The organism is Acidisphaera sp. L21, assembly GCF_009765685.1.
GTDB lineage: Bacteria > Pseudomonadota > Alphaproteobacteria > Acetobacterales > Acetobacteraceae > LMUY01.
This window is the reverse complement of the sequence record NZ_LMUY01000033.1, coordinates 17,079-35,908: the sequence shown is the minus strand read 5'-3', so window position 1 is coordinate 35,908 and position 18,830 is coordinate 17,079. Positions and strand designations below refer to the sequence as shown.

Here is an 18,830-nt window from a genome sequence, read left to right as displayed (position 1 = left end):
GCTTGTCCAGCACCGGGTCGGAAAACCCGCCGCGGTTGCCGTCGCCGAACCCCGCCGCATCGTCCGGCGTATGCGCGACCAGGCCTAGAATATAGGCCACGTCCCGTAACGACGACAACGAGATGGCGGACATGATCAATGGTATATCGTTTTTGCCCATCCGGGTGCGTGCGGTGAAGACGCTGCTGGGCAACACATCCACCGACATCCCGAACCCGCCGCGGCTCAGCATTTGCCCCAGCGTCTGGCAAATGCGTGCGTCATAGATGTAGCGATCGTTGGTGCAGGCCAGCGTCATCTTGAACCCGTTCGGAAACCCGGCATCGGCCAGCAACTTGCGTGCCCCCGCCGGATCGCCTTTGGGCACGCCTACGCCGGGGATCCAGCCGGCAAATCCCTCCGGTACGATTTCCATACTCGGCACGCCCTGGCCGGACAGCACGCGCTGCACCAACGCCGTGCGGTCGATTGCGGCCGATATCGCCTGCCGCACCCGCAGATCAAGCATCGGATTAGCCGACAGTGGCTTGCCGTCCTTGTCCTGCATCAGCGGTAGCGGCGCCGCGCTCATATTCGGCATCAGGAAAACCACGCGATCGGCCGGCCGGCCAAACACGGTGATCGCCTTGTTCGCCTTCAGCCGCGCCACGTCATCGGGCGGCACATTCTCCATCAGGTCGATATCGCCGGACAGCAACGCCGCCTCCCGCGCGGCATCGTTGCTCATCACCTTCACCTGCACGCGGGCATAGCCGGGTTTCGGCCCCCAATATGCGTTGTTCCGCTCCAGCATCATGGTGTCGCCGTAGCGAAAACTCACCAGCTTGTATGGCCCCGTGCCGACCGCCATTTTGCTGGACGCACCCTCACCCGGCTCCTTCGCCAGACGCGCCGGAATGATGAAGATGTTCGTAAATTGGCCCGGCAAAGTCGGGTTCGGTCGATCGGTGTGGACCCGAATGGTGTAGGGATCAACGATCTCCGTGTTGGCCACCGTGCGCATGTTCGGCGTGTATGGCGATGGGTTGTTCGGAATCGCTGGCACCCGGGCGAACGTCGCCACCACGTCCGCCGCGGTGAAGGGCGAGCCATCGTGGAACGTCACGCCCTGCCGCAGCTTGAACTCCCAGGTGAGGGGATCGATCTGCTTCCAGCTTGTCGCCAGCGAGGGCACCCAGCGCGCATCTTCATCGCGTCCCACCAGGCTGTCGAAAATCTGCCGGGACGCCGCCATATTCGGCCCCAGGAAGAACAATTGCGGATCTACCAGGAACGGCGCCTGCACCCCGATGCGCAACAACTGGTCATCCGCCTTTGCGGGCTGCGCCAGCAGCGGACATATCAGCAACAGCATCAGGAATGGTCGGAGTGGACGGATCATTCGGACGCTGTCTCCTGCAGGCGCGCGCACCTTGCAGCCGTTCCGCCCCGCAGGGAAGTCCGAACAAACACTGTTGAGTTATCCTTGCCAATTCGTCATTCCGGATGCGTCGCCAGGAGTGTCACCGATGCGCCGCCTCGTTCTTGCCTTCCTCCTTCTCGCCGGGCCGGTGTCGGCGCAGAATTTGCGCATCGGTGTCGCCGCGTTGGCCACGTCGGCTGATCCGCAATTCTACAACCTGGCCGCCAATAACAGCCTTGCGAACCATATCTTCGGTCGCCTCACACAGCGCGGACCGGATGGCACATTGCAACCTGACCTGGCGCTCAATTGGACGCCCGTCGGCGACACCGCATGGGATTTCCACCTGCGCCCCGGGGTGATGTGGCAGGACGGCACCCCGTTCACCGCCGACGATGTTGCATTCAGCTTCACCCGCGCGCCCAACGTGCCCAACAGCCCCAGCAACTTCGCCGGCATGCTGCGCGCGGTCACCAAGATGGAGGCGATCGACCCACTGACCATCCGCCTGCACACTGCCCGCCCCGCGCCGAACCTGCCGGGAGACCTCGCCATCGTGTCCATCATCTCCCGCCACGCCGGCGAGAACGCAGCGACGGACGCCTACGATTCCAACCGCGCCGCCATCGGCACGGGGCCGTACAAGCTGGAGCAATTCGTGCGTGGCGACCGCGTCGTGTTGGTGCGCAACGAATCGTATTGGGGGCCACACGCCACCTGGGCACACGTCACCCTGCGCCTCATCGCGAACCCGGCGGCACGCAGCGCAGCCTTGCTCGCCGGCGACGTAGACGCGATCGACGCCATTCCCGCCTCCGACCTGCCAGGCCTGCGCAGCGATAGGCGCGTCTCCGTCTGGGAAGCGCCCGGCCTGCGTGTGATGTATCTTGCCCCCGATTTCACCCGCGAGGGCTCCGACCCCGACATCACGGGCAATGACGGCAAGCCGTTGCCCACGAACCCCTTGCGCGACCTGCGCGTGCGCCAGGCGCTGTCACTGGCGATCGACCGTAAGGCGCTCGTCACCCGCGTCATGGTGGATGCCGCTACCGCGACCGGCCAGTGGCTGCCTACGGGGCTTCCAGGCTCCCTACCGGACCACGCTGTGCCAGCCTACGATCCAGCCGCCGCCCGCCACTTATTGGCCGAGGCCGGCTACCCCGACGGCTTCCACCTGGTGTTCCATGCCCCCACCGACCGCTACATCAACGGCCCCGCCGTCGCCCAGGCGGTTGCCGGCATGTGGACGCGAATCGGCGTGCAAACACAGTTGGACATGATGCCCGGCGCCCTCTACGGCCCCCGCGGCGTGAAGCACGGTTTCGCCATGGGCGAATGGAGCTGGAGCAACGGCACCGCCGAGGCCGGTTACGCCCTCGTGAACGTGTTGGGCACGCAGAACGGCACCGACCGCGGCGTCTCCAACGTCAACGGATACGGCAATGCCAAGCTCGACGCGCTCACCGACCAGGCGCTCGCCACCATCGATGCCGACCAGCGCAATGCCCTATTGCGCCAGGCCATGACCATCGCAGTGGATGAATTGGGCGATATCCCCCTGTTCCACTACAAGAACGCCTGGGCCACCCGCGCCGGCTTGAAGTTCGAAGCCCGCTCCGACGACCTGACCATGGCGACCTCCGTTACGCCTGCGCCATCGCCCTAGCTAGCGAGGCCTGCGACGTGTCGTTCAAATGGCATGCGCTGAGGTGACCCGGCGCTACCTCCTTCAACACGGGCACCTCCGCGCTGCACCGGGCAAACGCATGCGGGCAGCGGGGGTGGAAATGACATCCGGCGGGCGGACTCAGCGGACTTGGGATTTCCCCCTTGATCGCCGTGAACCGCCGATTGCGCGCATCCAGACGCGGCACCTCCGCCAACAGGGCGGTGGTGTAGGGGTGATTGGGACGGGCAAACACCTCCTCGGTATCCGCCTGCTCCACCACGCGGCCAAGATACATGATGGCCACGCGGTCCGACAAATGCTCCACCACGCCCAAATCATGACTGATGAATAGGTAGGTCAGGCCTAAGTCGCGCCGTAGGTCCATGAACAGGTTCAGGATCTGCGCCTGGATCGACACGTCCAGCGCCGCCACCGCCTCGTCGCACACCAGCAAATCCGGTTGAACTGCCAAAGCCCGGGCGATGCCGATGCGCTGTCGCTGGCCGCCACTGAATTGGTGCGGATAGCGCCGCTTATACGCCGGGTCCAAACCAGCACGGCGCAACTGCTCGTCCAGATATTCGTCCAGCTTGCCGGTCGCCAACCCATGTACGCGCGGCGCCTCGCCCACGATCTCGCTGACGCGCAGCCGAGGGTTCAGGCTGGCATACGGGTCCTGGAAGATCATCTGCACCCGCAACCTCGCGGTCTTTGCCTCCGCCGGGCTCAGCGCGTTGCGGTCCTTCCCGTTATACAGGACCTGCCCGGCGCTGGGCTGGATGATCCCCGCCACCATTCGGCCCAGCGTACTCTTGCCGCAGCCGCTCTCGCCTACCAACCCCAACACCCCGCCCTTTGGGATGACCAGATCCACTGAGTCGACCGCGCGCACCACCTTGTTCGGCGCCGCCCGGCCGCGGATCCGCCGCACCAGCCGGGCGGCCGCGTCCTGCGGCACCTCGTAGCGCTTGCTGACCGAACGCAACTCGATAATTGGCGCACTCATGCCACCAACTCCGCCACCGGGTGGAAACAGCGATGCGCATGCCCCGGCTCGGCGGCAAATTCCGGTGGATCTTCCTCACACTGCGCATCTGCCCGGCCGCAACGCGTGCGGAATGCGCAGCCCACTGGCAAATTCAGTACATTCGGCGTCATGCCGGGGATGCCGCGCAGCCGCTCACCGCGCGGGGTACGGCTGGGGACCGAGCCGATCAGCCCTTGCGTGTACGGGTGCAGCGGATTGTCCAGCACTTGGTCCACCGTCCCCTTCTCGACAATCCGCCCGGCGTACATCACCGCGATATGGTCGGCGAGCCCGGCAATCACCGACAGATCATGCGTGATCCACACCAGCGCCGTGCCGAATCGCGTGCATAGATCCTGCATTTCCGATAAAATCTGCGCCTGGATCGTCACGTCCAGCGCCGTCGTCGGCTCATCCGCGACGATCAGGGCCGGCCGATGCAACAGCGCGATGGCTATGGCGACGCGCTGCCGCATGCCGCCGCTGAACTGGTGCGGATACGCGCTCAACCGCTCCTCCGGGCTGGAAATCCCCACCAAGCCCAGTGCGTCCCGCGCCCGCGCCCGCGCCACTGCCCGCGACACCGGCTCGTGCGCCTGGACTGCCTCGATCATCTGGGTGTCGACGCGCAGCACCGGATTCAGCGTCATCATCGGGTCCTGGAACACCATGGCGATATGGCGCCCGCGCAGCCGCCGCATCTCCCCATCGGACAGCTTGGCGATGTCCCGCCCTTCGAGCAGGATCTGCCCCGCCACCACCCGGCCCGGCTCATCCACCAACCCCAGCAGCGAGAAACCGGTGACGGATTTGCCCGATCCGCTTTCCCCCACCAGCCCCATCACCTCGCCACGCTGCACGGTGAACGACACGTCATCCACCGCCCGCACCACCCCGGCACGCGAGCTGAAATGTGTCGAAAGCCCCCTTACCTCCAGCGCCGGGACGCTCATCGCCGCAGCCTCGGGTTCAGCACGTCGCGCAACTGGTCGCCTACCAGATTGATCGCCACGATCGTCAGGAGCAGCGCCAGACCGGGGAAGAAGCTGATCCAGTATTTACCCGACAACATGTATTGGTAGCCGTTGGCGATCAGCAGCCCCAGCGACGGCTCCGTCACCGGCACACCCAAGCCCAGGAAGCTCAGCGTCGCCTCCAGCGCGATGGCGCGGGCCATCTGGAATGTGCCCACCACGATCAGCGGCGGCATACAGTTCGGCAGCAGATGGTGGAACACGACGCGGGCGCGAGAGAGCGCCAGGCACTCCGCCGCCTCGATATACTCGCGCCGTCGCTCCGCCAGGGCCGACCCGCGAGCGGTGCGCGCGTAATACGCCCATTCCACCAGCACCAGCGCCAGCATCACATTACCCACGCCCTTGCCCAAAATCGCCAGAATCATCAGCGCCACCAGCATGCTGGGAAAGCTGAGCTGCAAATCCACCAGGCGCATGATCGCGCTCTCGACCCAACCGCCGACATAGGCTGCGATTAAGCCGAGAGACGACCCTATAACGCCAGCAATCAGCGCCGAACCGGCGCCCACAATCAGCGATATGCGCAACCCGTAGATGATGCCGGACAGGATATCCCGCCCCTGGTCGTCGGTCCCCAGCAGGAATTTCAGTCCCTCCGCCGACACCGAACCCGGCGGCATGCTGCTGTCCATGATGTCGATCTGCACCAGATCATACGGGTTCTGTGGCGAGATCCAGGGCGCCACCACGGCACATAGCAGGATCAAGCACATCACCACGAACCCGGCGGTCGCCATTTTCGACTGCACGAAATCGCCGACGAGGCGTCGGAACGGGCTTTCCTCCGCGACGATCGTCGTGCTGGTGCTCATCCCTGTTGCTCCAACCGCACGCGCGGGTCCAGCACGACGTACAGCAGATCCACCACCAAATTCACCGTCACGAACAGCATCACGATCAGCATCAGGTAGGCCACGATCACGGGGCGATCGAGCACGCTGATGCTGTCGATGATCAGTTTGCCCATGCCGGGCCAGGCGAAAATACTCTCCGTCACGACGGAGAACGCGATCGTGGTGGCGAATTCCAGCCCCAGCACCGTCACCACCGGGATCAGGATATTCTTCATCACGTGCACGCCCACCACCCGCATCGGGCTCAGTCCCTTCGCCCGCGCGAACCGCACGTATTCGCTGGGCAATGCCTCCCGCACGCCGGCGCGGGTCAACCGGATGATCAGGCTGAGGTTGAACAAGGCTAGGTTGATCGACGGTAGGATCATATGCACCAGTCCATCCCGCGTCAGAAACGACCATTGCACGCCGAACAACGCCCGGGTGGCGCCGCGCCCGGTGCTGGGCAACCAACCGAGCTGCACCGAAAACACCATGATCATCATCAGCCCGATCCAAAACGACGGCAGGCTGAAGCCGAGGATGCTGCCCGCCATCAAACTGCGTGCACCCCAGGAATTTGGCCGCAGCCCGGCATAAAGTCCTGCCGGAATGCCGATCAATATCGAGATCAGCACCGCCGCAACCGCCAATTCCATCGTCGCCGGCAGGCGTTCCAGGATTACCCGCATCGCCGGTTCGTTATACACGAAGCTACGGCCGAGATCGCCATGCAGCACACCGCTTAGGAAGCTGAGATATTGCTGCCACAGTGGCTTGTCCAACCCCAGCGAGGCAATCGCCTGCGCCCGTTCCGCCGCATTCGCGTCCGGTGAGATCAAGATATCGATGGGGTTGCCGATGACGTTGACGCCAACGAACACGATGACCGTCATCGCCAATACGACGAATAGCGCCTGCACCAAGCGACGCAGCAGCCAGGTGGACATTAGCCGCGCGCCTTCTGCGCCGGCAGGCCAAGATGATCGCGCAATGTCGTCCCCTCATAGGCAGTGCGATATAAACCGCGGTTCTGCAATTCCGGCACCACCTCGTCGACGAACTCCGTCAGTGAACCCGGCAGCCAGGCCGGCATGACGTTGAACCCGTCTGCGGCGCCGCCACGAAACCACTGTTCCATCTCATCCGCAATCTGCACCGCCGTGCCGCAAATCAACAGATGCCCACGTGGCCCGGCGTTCAACTCGCATAATTGCCGCAGCGTCAGGTTGTCGCGCCGCGCGGCCTCCAGCAACAGCGCCTGGCGGCTGCGCGGGCCGTTGGTGATCGCCATGTCCGGCACCGGGCCATCCAGCGGATACTGCGCCAGATTGGGCACCCCTATCGTATGCCCCAGCACCGACAGGCCGACCGCCGGGTCGATCAGCGATTGCAGATAGGCGAATTTCTCCTCTGCCTCCGCCTTCGTGCGGCCCACCACGGGGTAGATGCCCGGCAACACTCGCACATCCGCCGGGGCGCGCCCGTATTCGGTCACCCGGCGCATGACGTCGCCGTAGAATTCTTGCCCCTGCTCGAACGTGGTTTGCGCAGTGAACACGATCTCTGCCAATTGCGCCGCAACGCCGCGGCCGGTGTCGGACGCGCCCGCCTGTACTAGCACGGGCCGGCCCTGCGGCGAACGCGCCACGTTCAGCGGCCCACGCACCTGGAAGTGGCGGCCCTGGTGGTTCAACGCGTGCACCTTCGTCGGATCGAAGAACATGCCGCTGTCTTTGTCGCGGATGAACGCATCCTCGTCCCAGCTCTCCCACAATCCTTGCACCACGGCCGCGAACTCGATTGCGCGCTCGTAGCGGTCGGCATGCGCCGGATGCGCCTCACGCGAATGGTTCAGCGCCTCCGCCTCGTTGTTGGATGTCACTAAATTCCAGCCCGCACGGCCGCCGCTGATCTGGTCCAGCGAAGCAAATTGCCGCGCCAGCAGGTACGGATCGCTGAACGTACTGCTGACCGTACCGACCAAGCCGATATGCGTCGTCATCGCAGCCAATGCCGACAGCACGGTAATCGGCTCGAACTTCGCGGCCTTGCCGAACCGGCCCTGCACCGCCGGATCGCCAGCCAGGCTCAGCGCCGCGGTGTCGGCCAAGAAGAACAGATCGAACAGCCCACGCTCCGCGGTGCGCGCGGCGTCCACCATTTGCCCGAAATTTGTGCCCGCGCCGGTATGCGCATCCGGATGCCGCCACCCCGCCACGTGCTGCCCGGTTTCGTGCACGAAGGCGCCAAGGCTCATGGTTCGGGGGCGGGGGCGGGGATCCATCATGTTCCAACGCGACGTGTAGATTGTCCGAACATGCCAGCAAGAACCATGCCCTTTAGCCTCACTGATCGGCACAATTCTTGCGATGCAGCATGGCAGAGCGAGGTGCCTATGGCTTCAGCAACCCAACCACGCCGCATGCGGCTCGGCGTCTCCATGATCGGCATGGGCTACCACGTCGCCGCCTGGCGCCACCCGGACGCCCCACCCGGCGGCAACATGGCGTTGTCCCACTACATCCGGGTCACCCAGGCGGCCGAGCGCGGTTTGTTCGACATGGCGTTCCTGGCCGATGGGGTCGGCATCCGCAGCTATGACGAGCCGAAGGGCGCGCTGCACCGCCTGTCCAAGAACGTGCAGTTCGAGCCGCTGACGTTGCTGTCGGCCCTGGCGATGGTCACCAGCCGCGTCGGGCTCGTCGCCACCGCGTCCACCACGTATAACGAGCCGTATCACATCGCCCGCAAATTCGCCTCGCTGGACCATATCAGCGGCGGGCGCGCCGGGTGGAACGTGGTGACATCCGCCACCGACATGGAGGGCCAGAATTTCAACCGCGACGGTGCCCCTGGCTACGGGGAGCGCTACGGCCGCGCGGCGGAGTTCGTGGATGTCGTGCAGGGCCTGTGGGAAAGCTGGGATGACGACGCGTTCGTGCGCGACCGGGCCAGCGGCATTAACTACCGCCCGGAAGGCCTGCACGTATTGGACCATCGCGGCGTCCATTTTCAGGTGCGCGGCCCGTTGAACGTTGCGCGCACGCCGCAGGGCGCCCCCGTCATCGTGCAAGCCGGCGCCTCCGACCAGGGCCGTGAATTGGCCGCCGCGACCGCGGACGTGGTGTATGCCGCATCGCAAACGATCGAGGATGCGCGTGCCTATTATGATTCGGTCAAGAACCGGATGGGACACTACGGCCGCGAACCGGACGAACTGAAGATCATGCCCGGCCTGATGGCGGTACCGGGCCACACCCGGCAGGAAGCGCAGGATAAATACGATGTGCTGCAGGACCTGATCGCCCCCGTGGTCGGGCTGAATTCGCTAGCCAACTACCTAGGCGATCTGTCCGCCTATCCATTGGACGGCCCAGTTCCATCGTCCACCTCCACCCGCATGCACAGCCGGGCCAAGATCTTCACCGACATGGCCGAGCGTCACGGCTATACCATTCGCGAACTCTACCTCGCCGTCGCCGGTGGCAACGGGCACCGGCTGGTCATCGGCACGCCAGCGGACATCGTCGACGCCATGGAATCCTGGTTCCACGCCGGTGTCGCCGACGGCTTCAACTTCCTGCCGCCCTGGCTACCCGGCGGGTTGGAGGACGTCGTCGACATGGTCGTCCCCGAATTGCAGCGGCGCGGCCTGTTCCGCACCGAATACGAGGGCACGACGCTGCGTGCCAATCTCGGCGCCGGCCCCGCGCGCCGCCGCCCCGTACCCCAAGCCGCCCCCATACCCACCGAGGTCCCCGCCTGATGAAACTACCCCTAGGCGCCGCCTTGCTGGCTTTGCTGGCTGCCACCCCGGCCTGGGCGGACGATCTGCGCGTCGCCATGAAGGGTGTGGTGGACAATGCCGACCCACACCAGAGCTACACGCCCAACCGCAACGTGCAGATCCACGTCTACGAGCCGCTGCTGTTCCAGGACGAGCATCTGCGCCCGCATCCCGGGCTCGCCGAATCCTGGCGTGCCATCAATCCCACCACGTGGGAGTTCACGCTGCGGGCCGGCGTGAAATTCCATGACGGCTCCCCCCTCACCCCGGCAGATGTCGCCTTCTCGCTCATGCGGGCGAAGGCTGCGACCGGCATCCGAACCTACGCCGCCTCCGTCCGCAACGTCGTCTCGGTCGAGCCGACGGGTGAGCGCACCTTCCTGATCCATAACAGCGAGCCGACTCCGCTGCAGCCGGAATACCTCACCACCATCGGCATCGTCTCCGCCAAGGCCGCCGCCAACGCCACCAATGCAGACTGGAATGGCGGCCGCGCTGCTATCGGCACAGGCCCGTACAAGTGGGTGCGCTGGATCCCCGGCCAGGAAGTCGACCTGGTTCGCAACGACGATTACTGGGGCGCGAAAGAGCCGTGGGAGCATGTGACCTTCCGCTTCATCCCCAATGACGGAGCCCGCGTGGCCGCCCTACTATCGGGCGATGTGGACGTGGCCGATACCCTGCCGGCGGAACTGTATGACCGGGTGAAATCTTCCGCCCAGGTGAAGTTGATCACCACGGACTCGATCTTCACCAACTACCTCTACATCGACGGCCACAGCCCACGCGTCGCCAATGCCACCGATGCGGACGGCAAGGTGCTGCCCAGCAACCCACTGCTAGACCTTCGGGTGCGGGAGGCGATGGACCATGCGCTGAACCGCAGCAGCCTAGCGGACCGCGCCATGCAGGGCGGTGCCACGGCAGCCGGGCAGATCGCCGCACCAGGGCTGATCGGCAACGTGCCGGATTTGAAGCCCGCCGCCTACGACCCGGCCTTGTCCAAGCAGTTGCTGGCGGATGCCGGCTATCCCAAGGGCTTCACCCTGGGGCTGACCTGCACTAACGATCGCTTCGCCGGTGATTCCCGAACCTGCCAGGCGGTGGGCCAGATGCTGACCGCGGTGGGGATCCGCGCCCAGGTGGATGCCATGCCCTCGGCGATCTACTTCCGCCGCTGGGCCACGTATGGCGCAGACGGCACCTCGGACTTCACAGCCACCATCTCTATGTTTGGGTCCAGCAGCGGCCTGGGCAGCGAGGGCATGAACACCATCATCCGCACCGCCGATCCGGAGCGCGGGTTGGGCGGCAGCAACCGTCGCTTCGTCTCCGACGCCAAGCTGGACGGCATGCTGACGGAAGTGGATGGCACGTTCGACGAGGCGGAGCGGGAGAAGCGCACCCAGGACGCAGTCCGCTACGCAATGGATCAGCGGGACGTGCTGCCGCTGTTCTTCGTCAAGGCATCGTGGGGTATTCGCAAGGACCTGACGATGACACCCCGGGCAGACCAGTACACGCTGGCCACCACGGTCAGGAAAGCGCCCTGACCGTGGCCGGCAATTCCTACGCCTTCTGCGTGGAGGCCGTGTAGATCTCCTTGATCGACGCCGCCAGGGCAGTGTCGAACTCCGCGTCGCTCATCTGCTTGGTCAGCCCCTCGGTCAGCGCACGGGAGAAGCTGGCGATCATGCCGTGGTTGGCCATGAGCTTCTTGCAGGCATCGGCGCGGCTGTAGCCGCCGGACAGCGCCACGACGCGCTCGACATTCTTGTGCTTGATCAGGTCGGCATACAGATCGTGCATGTCGGGAATGGTCAGCTTCAGCATCACCTGCTGGCCGGCCGGCAAAGCGTCCACCGCCTTCAGCAGTTCCTCGTTCAGGATGGCTTCGGCGCCCTTCTTGTCCGGGCTTTTGATCGAAACCTCCGGCTCGATGATCGGCATCAACCCGTGACCGTAGATCTGCGCGCCAATCCTGAATTGCTGCGCCACGATGGCGGCAATGCCGGTCTTCGACGCAAGGTTGATGGTGGAGCGCATCTTGGTGCCGTAGACGCCAAGCTTCACCGCGCGGGCCAGCAACTCGTCCAGGCCAGGGATCGGCTTCATCAGGCTCACGCCGTCCGCCTCGGCCTCCAGCCCCTTATCGACCTTCAGAAAGGGAACGACGCCGCGCTCCTCCCAAAGATAGCTCGGCACCGGCTTGCCCTTGGCCTCGCCATCCATCGTCCGCTCGAACAGGATGGCAGCGATGACCGAGTCACCGCTGAAGGCCGGCGCGGTCATGATGCGGACGCGCATCTCGTGCATCAGCGCGTACATTTCGGCGTCGCCGCTGTAGGCCGTTTCCGGAATGCCATACTGGCGTAGCGCGCCTGGGGTCGAACCGCCGCTCTGGTCAAGGGCGGCGATGAAGCCGCTCTTGCCCGACATCTGCGCGTTCATCTTCTCATTGGCCATTGTCGTCATCCCTTACCTGGGGCTGCTGTGCGAAACACACACGCACGCCGCCGCAACCGGTTGCTGTCCACCCGGAATTACTATTGGCACAGTGTTCAAGCCCCCCGCAAATCCCAGCGCGTCGCGGATCAGACCCCCTTGCTCATGGCCTGGATCGGCGGCTGCACCTCCGCTGGGAGGGGGGAAACATACGGGTTCAGCCGCGTGCGCTCCGCCAAATCCGCCTTGGCGCGGGCGACCAGATCCGGGTTCTGAATTGCGTCGATGGCGGTGCCGGCCATCACCTTGGCAACATGCACCAACCCCTTATGCGCCGCCGGGCTCTTGCCCTGCGCGGTCAACTGCCAAGCATGGAACGGCGTGCCCACGGCGCAGGTCGCACCCCGGGCCTGCACCGTCGGCACCACCCAACTGACGTCGCCCACATCCGTGCTGCCATTGCCGCCGCGACCCTTGGCCGCGAGTGGAGCGATGAAGTCGCACAACGGCATGTCGAAGCGCGGCGGAATGCCGAACCGGTCGAAGGTGGAGGCGATGTCTGCCTTTGTCAGCGTGCCGCGGATTTCCTCGGCGAAGGCCCGGTCCGCATCGTCGAACACCGGTGGGCCAAGGCGCTGGAAATTGTCATCCATCAACTGTTCGAGCGGCGTATTGCCCATAAGGTTGCTGACGGCGCTGACCACTTTGGTGGTCACGGTGGTTTCCGTCATCAGCGCCGCGCCATCGGCGATCTTGCGGACACGGTTCACCAGCGGGGTCAGTTCCGATAAATCGTCCGCCCGGATGAGGTAGCGCACCTTGGCCGACGCCTGCACCACATTCGGCGCGATCCCACCAGCATCGAGGTAGGCGTAATGCACCCGGGCGCTGCTGGGCATGTGCTCGCGCATGTAGTTGACGCCCACATTCATCAGCTCCACCGCGTCCAGCGCGCTGCGGCCGAGATGCGGGGCGGCGGCGGCGTGGCTGGCGCGCCCCGTGAAGGTAAAGTCGATCCGCGTATTGGCCAGGCTGGCCGGCTTGTTTACGCCCGATAGGCTGGCCGGGTGCCAGGAGATCGCGATGTCGACGTCCTTGAACGCGCCCTCGCGCACCATGAACCCCTTGGCGGCCCCGCCCTCTTCCGCTGGGCACCCATAGTAGCGGATGCGGCCCTTGATGCCCTGTGCCGCCAGCCAATCCTTCACCGACGACGCGGCCAGCATCGCCGCCGCGCCCAGGAGGTTGTGCCCGCAGCCATGGCCCACACCGCCCTGGCCCTCGACCGGGATCGGCTCGGCCACTCCGGCTTCTTGGCTCAGACCCGGCAGGGCGTCGTATTCGCCCAGGATGGCGATCACCGGGCCGTCCTCACCCGCCTCGGCCATGACGGCCGTGGGGATACCGGCGACATCGCGGGTGATGCGAAAGCCTTCTTTTTCCAGCATGCCAAGATGCTCGGCCACGCTTCGGTGCTCGCCATAGGCCAGTTCCGGCATGCCCCAGACCCGGTCGGACAACGCGATATAATCGTCCCGCTTCTCGTCCACGATCTGCCAGATTTGCTCACTGTTCTGCATGGCCATGCCTCCCCTGAACCGGTCCCCGGCTTATCAGAACGCCCTGGCGCAGGCCAGCCGATCAGCCCTGCCCTAACCCAGCCCCCGCCCGGCCCGTGCCTGGCCCGGCGTGGTGCCAAACACCTCGCGGAACGCCGCGCCGAACGCCGCCTGGCCGGCATAGCCTGCCACTGCCGCAGCCTGCGCCGGGGTGCCTCCGCCGGCCAGTACGGACAGCGCCTCCGTCATGCGCAACGCCGGCGCCATTGGCCGAAGCTGATCCCCGTCTGCGCCCGGAACAGCCGCGCCGCCGTCCGCGCGGAGGCGCCGGCCGCGATAGCCAGCGCATCTAGACCACGCGGATCGTCCGGCCGCTCGCGCAGGGCGGCGACCATGCGCAACAATCGCTCATCCTGCGGCATCGGCAGCGCCAGCGGCAGCGGGTCGGCAGTCGCCACCTCGTGCAGGATCAGCGCCACCAACGCCGGGCCACGGCCGCGGCGGTCCCATTGCACCGGCTCGGCGCAGGTGGCGACGATCAATTCGCGCAGCAGCGGTGAAACCGCCAGCGCGGCCGTGCGGCCCGGCAGGACGGCGGTCGCGTCCTCCCGCAGGAACAGTGCCCGCATTGCGACCGGGCCGTCCATCCGCACCGCGTGCAATTGGTTGGCGGGCACGAAAAGCGCGGTCGCAGGAGGCACCACGAACGACGCGTCCTGCGTGTCGATCCGCATGACGCCCGACACGGCATACAGCAACTGCGCCCGCGGATGGCCGTGCATGCCGGTGAACGAGCCGGCCGGATAATCTTGCGAGAACCCCACCAACGGGCGCGGCGCCGTCTCATAGGGCTGCAGCCGGGTTTGGCGGGTTTGCGATAAAACTTGGCCGCCTATCGTCATATGCCAATGCTATCGTTCCGCCGCCAACGAGGGAAGCGTCCATGCCATCGACTGCCACGCGGCTGACCGCGATGATCAATTTCGCTCATATGCTGTGCCATTACAGCCTTCTGGTGCTGCCCACCGCGGTGCTGGCCATGGCAGCACCAGGCGGTCCATTCGGCGCCGATTACGGGCCCATCCTGGCCCTGGCGACCGGCATGTTCGTGCTCTACGGACTGCTCTCGTTGCCGCAAGGCTGGCTTGCCGCCCGGTTCGGGCGCCATCGGCTGATCGCGATCTTCTTCATCGGCACAGGGGCATCGCTATTCGCCTGCGGCTTCACCCACTCCCCACTCGCGCTGGCGACCTGCCTGGCCGCCGCTGGGGCATTCGCCGCGATTTATCACCCGATTGGCACCGCCATGCTGGTGGATGCCGCCGGCGATCGACCTGGTCGCGCCCTGGGCACCAACGGCGTGTGCGGCAACCTCGGCGTGGCCAGCGCCCCCGTGATCACCGCCGCCTTGGCCGCGACGCTCGGCTGGCGCTGGGCCTTCCTGGTGCCCGGCGTGGTCTTCGTCGCCGGTGGATTGGCCTGGCTGCGCTACGCCCCGCGCGATTTTCAGCCGGTCCGCACATCACGGCCATTCCCACCGATTCCGCGCCACGTGGTGCGCCGCGCCGTCATCGTATTGCTGCTGATCGCGGTCGTGTCCGGCCTGGTGTTCAACGCCTTCACCCTGCTGGTTCCCAAACTGATGGCCGAGCGCCTGGGCGCCGAAGCCCTGCCCCTCCTGGGCGCCTGCGCCTTTGCCGCCACGCTGTGCGGCGCGCTCACCCAGTTCACCATCGGCCGCTTGATCGACCGCGTGACGCTGCGCCGCGTGTTGCTGCCAGTGTCGCTGGTGTTGGTACCGGGCCTGGCCCTGCTGTCCGTGGTGCAGGGCTGGTGGGTCGTGCCGCTCGCGGGCCTCGTCTCCGCCGCGATCTTCGGCCAGGTGACGCTGAACGAGACGATGACCGCCCGCTACATTTCTCCGGCCTTGCGCACGAAGATGTATTCCGTCCGCTTCTTCGTGGGCTTCCTGGGAAGTGCCGGCGCCGCCCCCTTGATCGGCCTGCTGCACGAGCGGACTGGCAACCTGATGGCGCCCACACTGGTGCTGTCCGCTTTCGGCCTGGTGACGCTGGGTTGCGCGCTATTCTTCCCCGACCGGCAGGAGGAGTTGCAACCCGAACTCTGGACCGCCCCACTCGCTGTCGCGGCCGAGTAGGGCTTGCGGCCAAGCCAGGAGTAAAATACCCCGGAGGCCACAAGACCAAGGGCGGGGAACGAAGCATGGTCCAAGGAACTATCGGCCGCAGAACACTGCTCGGCGCATCGGCGTTCCTAGCCGGGGGCACGCTGGCGCACCGGGCCCGGGCAGCAGAACCGATCCGCCTGGGCGTGTTGTCCGACATGTCCGGACCGTATTCCGCCAATGCCGGTCTCGGCTCCGTATTGGGCGCACGCTTGGCGATCGAGGATTTCAAGCGCGACAACCCGGACATGGATGTCGACCTCATCCAGGGCGATTTCCAGAATAAGGCGGATGTCGGCTCGGCCCTGGCGCGGGATTGGGCGGATACGAAGGGCGTCACCGCATTCGTCGACGTCGTCGCGTCCTCCGTCGCGTTCGCGGTGGCCGATCTGGTGACGGCGAAGAACAAGGTGGCGCTGTTCACTGGCCCGGCGACCGGCGACCTCACCACCACGCATTGCGGGCCGAACCATGTGCATTGGGTGTACGACACCTATTCATTGGCCAACAGCACCGGGCGGGCGCTGGTGGCGCAGGGGCAGGATAGCTGGTTCTTCATCACCGCCGATTACGCCTTTGGTCACTCGCTGGAGTCCGACACCGCCGCCGTGGTGAAACAAGCGGGTGGCAAGGTGGTCGGGTCCGCCGCCACGCCCTTCCCCGCGACGACCGACTTCTCGTCGTTCCTGCTGCAGGCGCAATCCAGCGGCGCCAAGGTCGTCGGCCTGGCCAATGCTGGCGGCGACACGGTGAACTGCATCAAGCAAGCGGCCGAGTTCGGCCTGCAGCAACAATTGGCCGGCCTGCTGATCCAGATCGCCGACGTCCACGCCATCGGCTTGCAACAGGCCAAGGGGCTGGTTCTGACCGAGGCGTTCTACTGGGACCAGAATGACGGCACCCGCGCCTTTTCCGCCAGGTTCGCACCGCAGTTGAAGGGGCAGAAGCCATCGATGATCCACGCCGGCGCCTATTCGTCCGTCCTGCATTATCTGCGCGCGGTGAAGGCCGTTGGGTCCGCCCAGGATGGCCGCCGGGTCGTGGCGCAGATGAAGGCGACGCCAACGGATGATCCGCTATTCGGCAAGGGCCTGGTGCGGGCCGATGGCCGCGTGATCCACGACATGTTTCTATACCAGGTGAAAACCCCGGCCGAGAGCAAAGCCCCCTGGGATTACTACACACTGCGCCAGACCATCCCGGCCGCCGAGGCCTTTCGCCCCATGGATCCAGCCGCCTGCAAGATGCTGCACGCATGATCGACGCCACCATGCTCGCCGCCATCAACGCCGACCCGGCGCTTCGCCGCTGGAGCCGCCACATGGAGGCGGATGTGCTGTTGGAGATCGGCGCCGAAACCTGGCGCTGGGTCGTCCGCGACGGCACGCTCGCCAGCGTCACCGCCGGCCCATTCGTCATGCCGGCTTGGACGGTCGCGTTGCGCGCCGAGCCGGAGGCCTGGGCCATTTTCATGCGCCCCGAACCAACGCCCGGCTATCACGACCTGATGGCCCTCGTCCGTCGCGGCGCCCTCCGCGTGGAGGGCGATCTGCGCCCGTTCATGCAACATCTGTTTTGGTTCAAAGCCGTATTCGCCAAGTTGCGGGAGCCCAAACTTCAGGAGCGGGCCGCATGATCGAGGACATCGTCGGCCGCTACATGCGCGTCGAGATCGGCGGAGCCCAGCATCGGATCTATTACGAGGAAGCCGGCCAAGGCATTCCATTGTTGTGTCTGCACACTGCCGGGTCCGACACGCGGCAATATCGCGGCCTATTGATGGATGCCGAGATTACCCGGCATTTCCGTTGCATCAGTTTCGACCTGCCCTGGCATGGTAAATCCTCGCCGCCGTCGGGTTGGTGGCAGACGGACTATCAACTCACCACCGCCTCCTACGTCGCTGCGATACAGGCCGTCAGCCGGGAACTGGGGCTGGACCGCCCAGCCGTGCTCGGCTGCTCCATCGGTGGCCGCATCGTGTTGGATTTGGCAGCGCGTCATGCGGCAGAGTTCCGCGCGGTGATCGGCCTGCAATCCTCTGCCCACGTGTCGCCCTATTACGACGTGTCCTGGACCCACCGTCCCGACGTGCATGGCGGCGAAGTGTGTGCCGCCATCGTCTCCGGCCTGATGGCCCCGCAAAGCCCGGAAGACGAGCGCTGGGAAACCCTGTGGCACTACATGCAGGGTGGTCCCGGCATCTTCCGCGGCGACCTGCATTTCTACAAAGCCGAGGGCGATCTACGCGGCGAGTTGTACCGGATCGACACCAACCAATGCCGCGTGTGGCTACTGACCGGCGACTACGACTATTCCTGCTCGCCCGAGGCGACGCTGGAAACCGCTTCGGCCATACAAGGCGCCAGTGTCGCCATCATGGAACGCCTCGGCCATTTTCCGATGAGTGAGAACTACGCCCTGTTCCGCACCCACTTGTTGCCCGTGCTGGAGCAGCTTCGCGGTGAATGTTGAAACGCCTGGTGCGATGAGGTGTTCGGCAAGCTCGCTCAAGCCAAAATCTTGATGGCCTCTTTCGTCAGCCGGACGCGCCATGGTGCGTCCCCGTCTTCCGGCATGTCCGCCTCTTCGATGACAAGGCTGCCCTCGTCCAGCATCGCGGTTATGGTGTCCGCGTAGGCGCCGGATCCCGGCATCCACGATCCATCCAGCGGCATGTCGAGGAGCAATTCTTGGACGCGCGGTTTGCGTATTTCCCTCGCAATCCTCACGAGGTTGTCGGCACGCACCATCTCACACTCAAGCTCGCTACATTGGGCTTTCGCGATTTCCAGCAGCAGCCGGGACTGGGCAATCAGCAATCGGGTTTGGACGGTCTCAGGCGGATGGGGAGGCATGGGGCACCTCTTGATCGTCCAAGAA

Annotated in this window: 18 protein-coding genes; 7 read left to right on the top strand and 11 right to left on the bottom strand. The window is 65.4% G+C overall.

Annotation, left to right across the window (positions count from 1 at the left end):
• Positions 1–1,381, bottom strand: a 1,381-nt coding sequence (locus tag GSQ76_RS08560) for an ABC transporter substrate-binding protein (RefSeq protein WP_158743494.1), incomplete at its 3' end; no start/stop codon positions are given.
• A 127-nt stretch (positions 1,382–1,508) separates the two neighbouring features.
• Here GSQ76_RS08560 and GSQ76_RS08555 point away from each other — a divergent pair.
• The gene (locus GSQ76_RS08555; RefSeq protein ID WP_158743493.1) at positions 1,509–3,068 is read left to right on the top strand and encodes an ABC transporter substrate-binding protein; all 1,560 of its coding nucleotides are present in this window, start codon (positions 1,509–1,511) and stop codon (positions 3,066–3,068) included.
• Here GSQ76_RS08555 and GSQ76_RS08550 read toward each other — a convergent pair.
• The 5 genes from GSQ76_RS08550 to GSQ76_RS08530 are packed head-to-tail and all read right to left on the bottom strand — an operon-like array spanning position 3,046 to position 8,258.
• A complete protein-coding gene (locus GSQ76_RS08550) occupies positions 3,046–4,077 on the bottom strand; it encodes an ABC transporter ATP-binding protein (RefSeq protein WP_158743492.1) in 1,032 nt (343 codons plus the stop codon). The two genes, GSQ76_RS08555 and GSQ76_RS08550, sit on opposite strands and share 23 nt — an antisense overlap.
• On the bottom strand, positions 4,074–5,051 hold the full coding sequence (locus GSQ76_RS08545) for an ABC transporter ATP-binding protein (protein WP_158743491.1): 978 nt from the start codon (positions 5,049–5,051) through the stop codon (positions 4,074–4,076). Before GSQ76_RS08545 ends, GSQ76_RS08550 begins: the two co-directional genes overlap by 4 nt.
• On the bottom strand, positions 5,048–5,947 hold the full coding sequence (locus GSQ76_RS08540) for an ABC transporter permease (RefSeq protein ID WP_158743490.1): 900 nt from the start codon (positions 5,945–5,947) through the stop codon (positions 5,048–5,050). The genes GSQ76_RS08545 and GSQ76_RS08540 overlap by 4 nt, the downstream gene beginning before the upstream one ends.
• On the bottom strand, positions 5,944–6,918 hold the full coding sequence (locus GSQ76_RS08535; protein ID WP_158743489.1) for an ABC transporter permease: 975 nt from the start codon (positions 6,916–6,918) through the stop codon (positions 5,944–5,946). Before GSQ76_RS08535 ends, GSQ76_RS08540 begins: the two co-directional genes overlap by 4 nt.
• A complete protein-coding gene (locus tag GSQ76_RS08530; RefSeq protein ID WP_158743488.1) occupies positions 6,918–8,258 on the bottom strand; it encodes an LLM class flavin-dependent oxidoreductase in 1,341 nt (446 codons plus the stop codon). The genes GSQ76_RS08535 and GSQ76_RS08530 overlap by 1 nt, the downstream gene beginning before the upstream one ends.
• Before the next feature lie 108 nt (positions 8,259–8,366).
• Here GSQ76_RS08530 and GSQ76_RS08525 point away from each other — a divergent pair, with 108 nt between their 5' ends.
• Together GSQ76_RS08525 and GSQ76_RS08520 are read left to right on the top strand one after the other, a co-directional pair.
• A complete protein-coding gene (locus tag GSQ76_RS08525) occupies positions 8,367–9,737 on the top strand; it encodes an LLM class flavin-dependent oxidoreductase (protein WP_158743487.1) in 1,371 nt (456 codons plus the stop codon).
• Positions 9,737–11,311: an ABC transporter substrate-binding protein gene (locus GSQ76_RS08520; RefSeq protein WP_158743486.1), complete on the top strand. Its 1,575-nt coding sequence runs from the start codon at positions 9,737–9,739 to the stop codon at positions 11,309–11,311. The genes GSQ76_RS08525 and GSQ76_RS08520 overlap by 1 nt, the downstream gene beginning before the upstream one ends.
• Positions 11,312–11,327: 16 nt before the next feature.
• Here GSQ76_RS08520 and GSQ76_RS08515 read toward each other — a convergent pair whose 3' ends face one another.
• From GSQ76_RS08515 to GSQ76_RS08500, 4 genes are all read right to left on the bottom strand, one after another.
• The gene (locus tag GSQ76_RS08515) at positions 11,328–12,224 is read right to left on the bottom strand and encodes a fructose bisphosphate aldolase (protein ID WP_158743485.1); all 897 of its coding nucleotides are present in this window, start codon (positions 12,222–12,224) and stop codon (positions 11,328–11,330) included.
• Between the two features lie 128 nt (positions 12,225–12,352).
• Complete coding sequence (locus GSQ76_RS08510) at positions 12,353–13,783, bottom strand: amidohydrolase (RefSeq protein WP_158743484.1); 1,431 nt, start codon at positions 13,781–13,783, stop codon at positions 12,353–12,355.
• Positions 13,784–13,855: 72 nt separating this feature from the next.
• Positions 13,856–14,011: a hypothetical protein gene (locus GSQ76_RS08505; protein ID WP_158743483.1), complete on the bottom strand. Its 156-nt coding sequence runs from the start codon at positions 14,009–14,011 to the stop codon at positions 13,856–13,858.
• Positions 14,008–14,664 (bottom strand): AraC family ligand binding domain-containing protein, encoded by a 657-nt coding sequence (locus GSQ76_RS08500; protein ID WP_158743482.1) that lies wholly within the window; start codon positions 14,662–14,664, stop codon positions 14,008–14,010. The genes GSQ76_RS08505 and GSQ76_RS08500 overlap by 4 nt, the downstream gene beginning before the upstream one ends.
• A gap of 41 nt (positions 14,665–14,705) precedes the next feature.
• Here GSQ76_RS08500 and GSQ76_RS08495 point away from each other — a divergent pair, with 41 nt between their 5' ends.
• The 4 genes from GSQ76_RS08495 to GSQ76_RS08480 all read left to right on the top strand — a co-directional run bounded on the left by GSQ76_RS08495 (position 14,706) and on the right by GSQ76_RS08480 (position 18,422).
• On the top strand, positions 14,706–15,920 hold the full coding sequence (locus GSQ76_RS08495) for an MFS transporter (RefSeq protein WP_158743481.1): 1,215 nt from the start codon (positions 14,706–14,708) through the stop codon (positions 15,918–15,920).
• A 65-nt stretch (positions 15,921–15,985) separates the two neighbouring features.
• The gene (locus tag GSQ76_RS08490) at positions 15,986–17,206 is read left to right on the top strand and encodes an ABC transporter substrate-binding protein (protein WP_158743480.1); all 1,221 of its coding nucleotides are present in this window, start codon (positions 15,986–15,988) and stop codon (positions 17,204–17,206) included.
• Positions 17,203–17,583, top strand: a complete 381-nt coding sequence (locus tag GSQ76_RS08485) for a hypothetical protein (protein ID WP_158743479.1) — start codon at positions 17,203–17,205, stop codon at positions 17,581–17,583. The genes GSQ76_RS08490 and GSQ76_RS08485 overlap by 4 nt, the downstream gene beginning before the upstream one ends.
• The gene (locus GSQ76_RS08480; protein ID WP_158743478.1) at positions 17,580–18,422 is read left to right on the top strand and encodes an alpha/beta fold hydrolase; all 843 of its coding nucleotides are present in this window, start codon (positions 17,580–17,582) and stop codon (positions 18,420–18,422) included. The genes GSQ76_RS08485 and GSQ76_RS08480 overlap by 4 nt, the downstream gene beginning before the upstream one ends.
• A 35-nt stretch (positions 18,423–18,457) precedes the next feature.
• Here the strand turns inward: GSQ76_RS08480 and GSQ76_RS08475 are convergent, their stop codons facing one another.
• A complete protein-coding gene (locus GSQ76_RS08475; protein ID WP_158743477.1) occupies positions 18,458–18,805 on the bottom strand; it encodes a hypothetical protein in 348 nt (115 codons plus the stop codon).
• Positions 18,806–18,830: the final 25 nt, after the last annotated feature.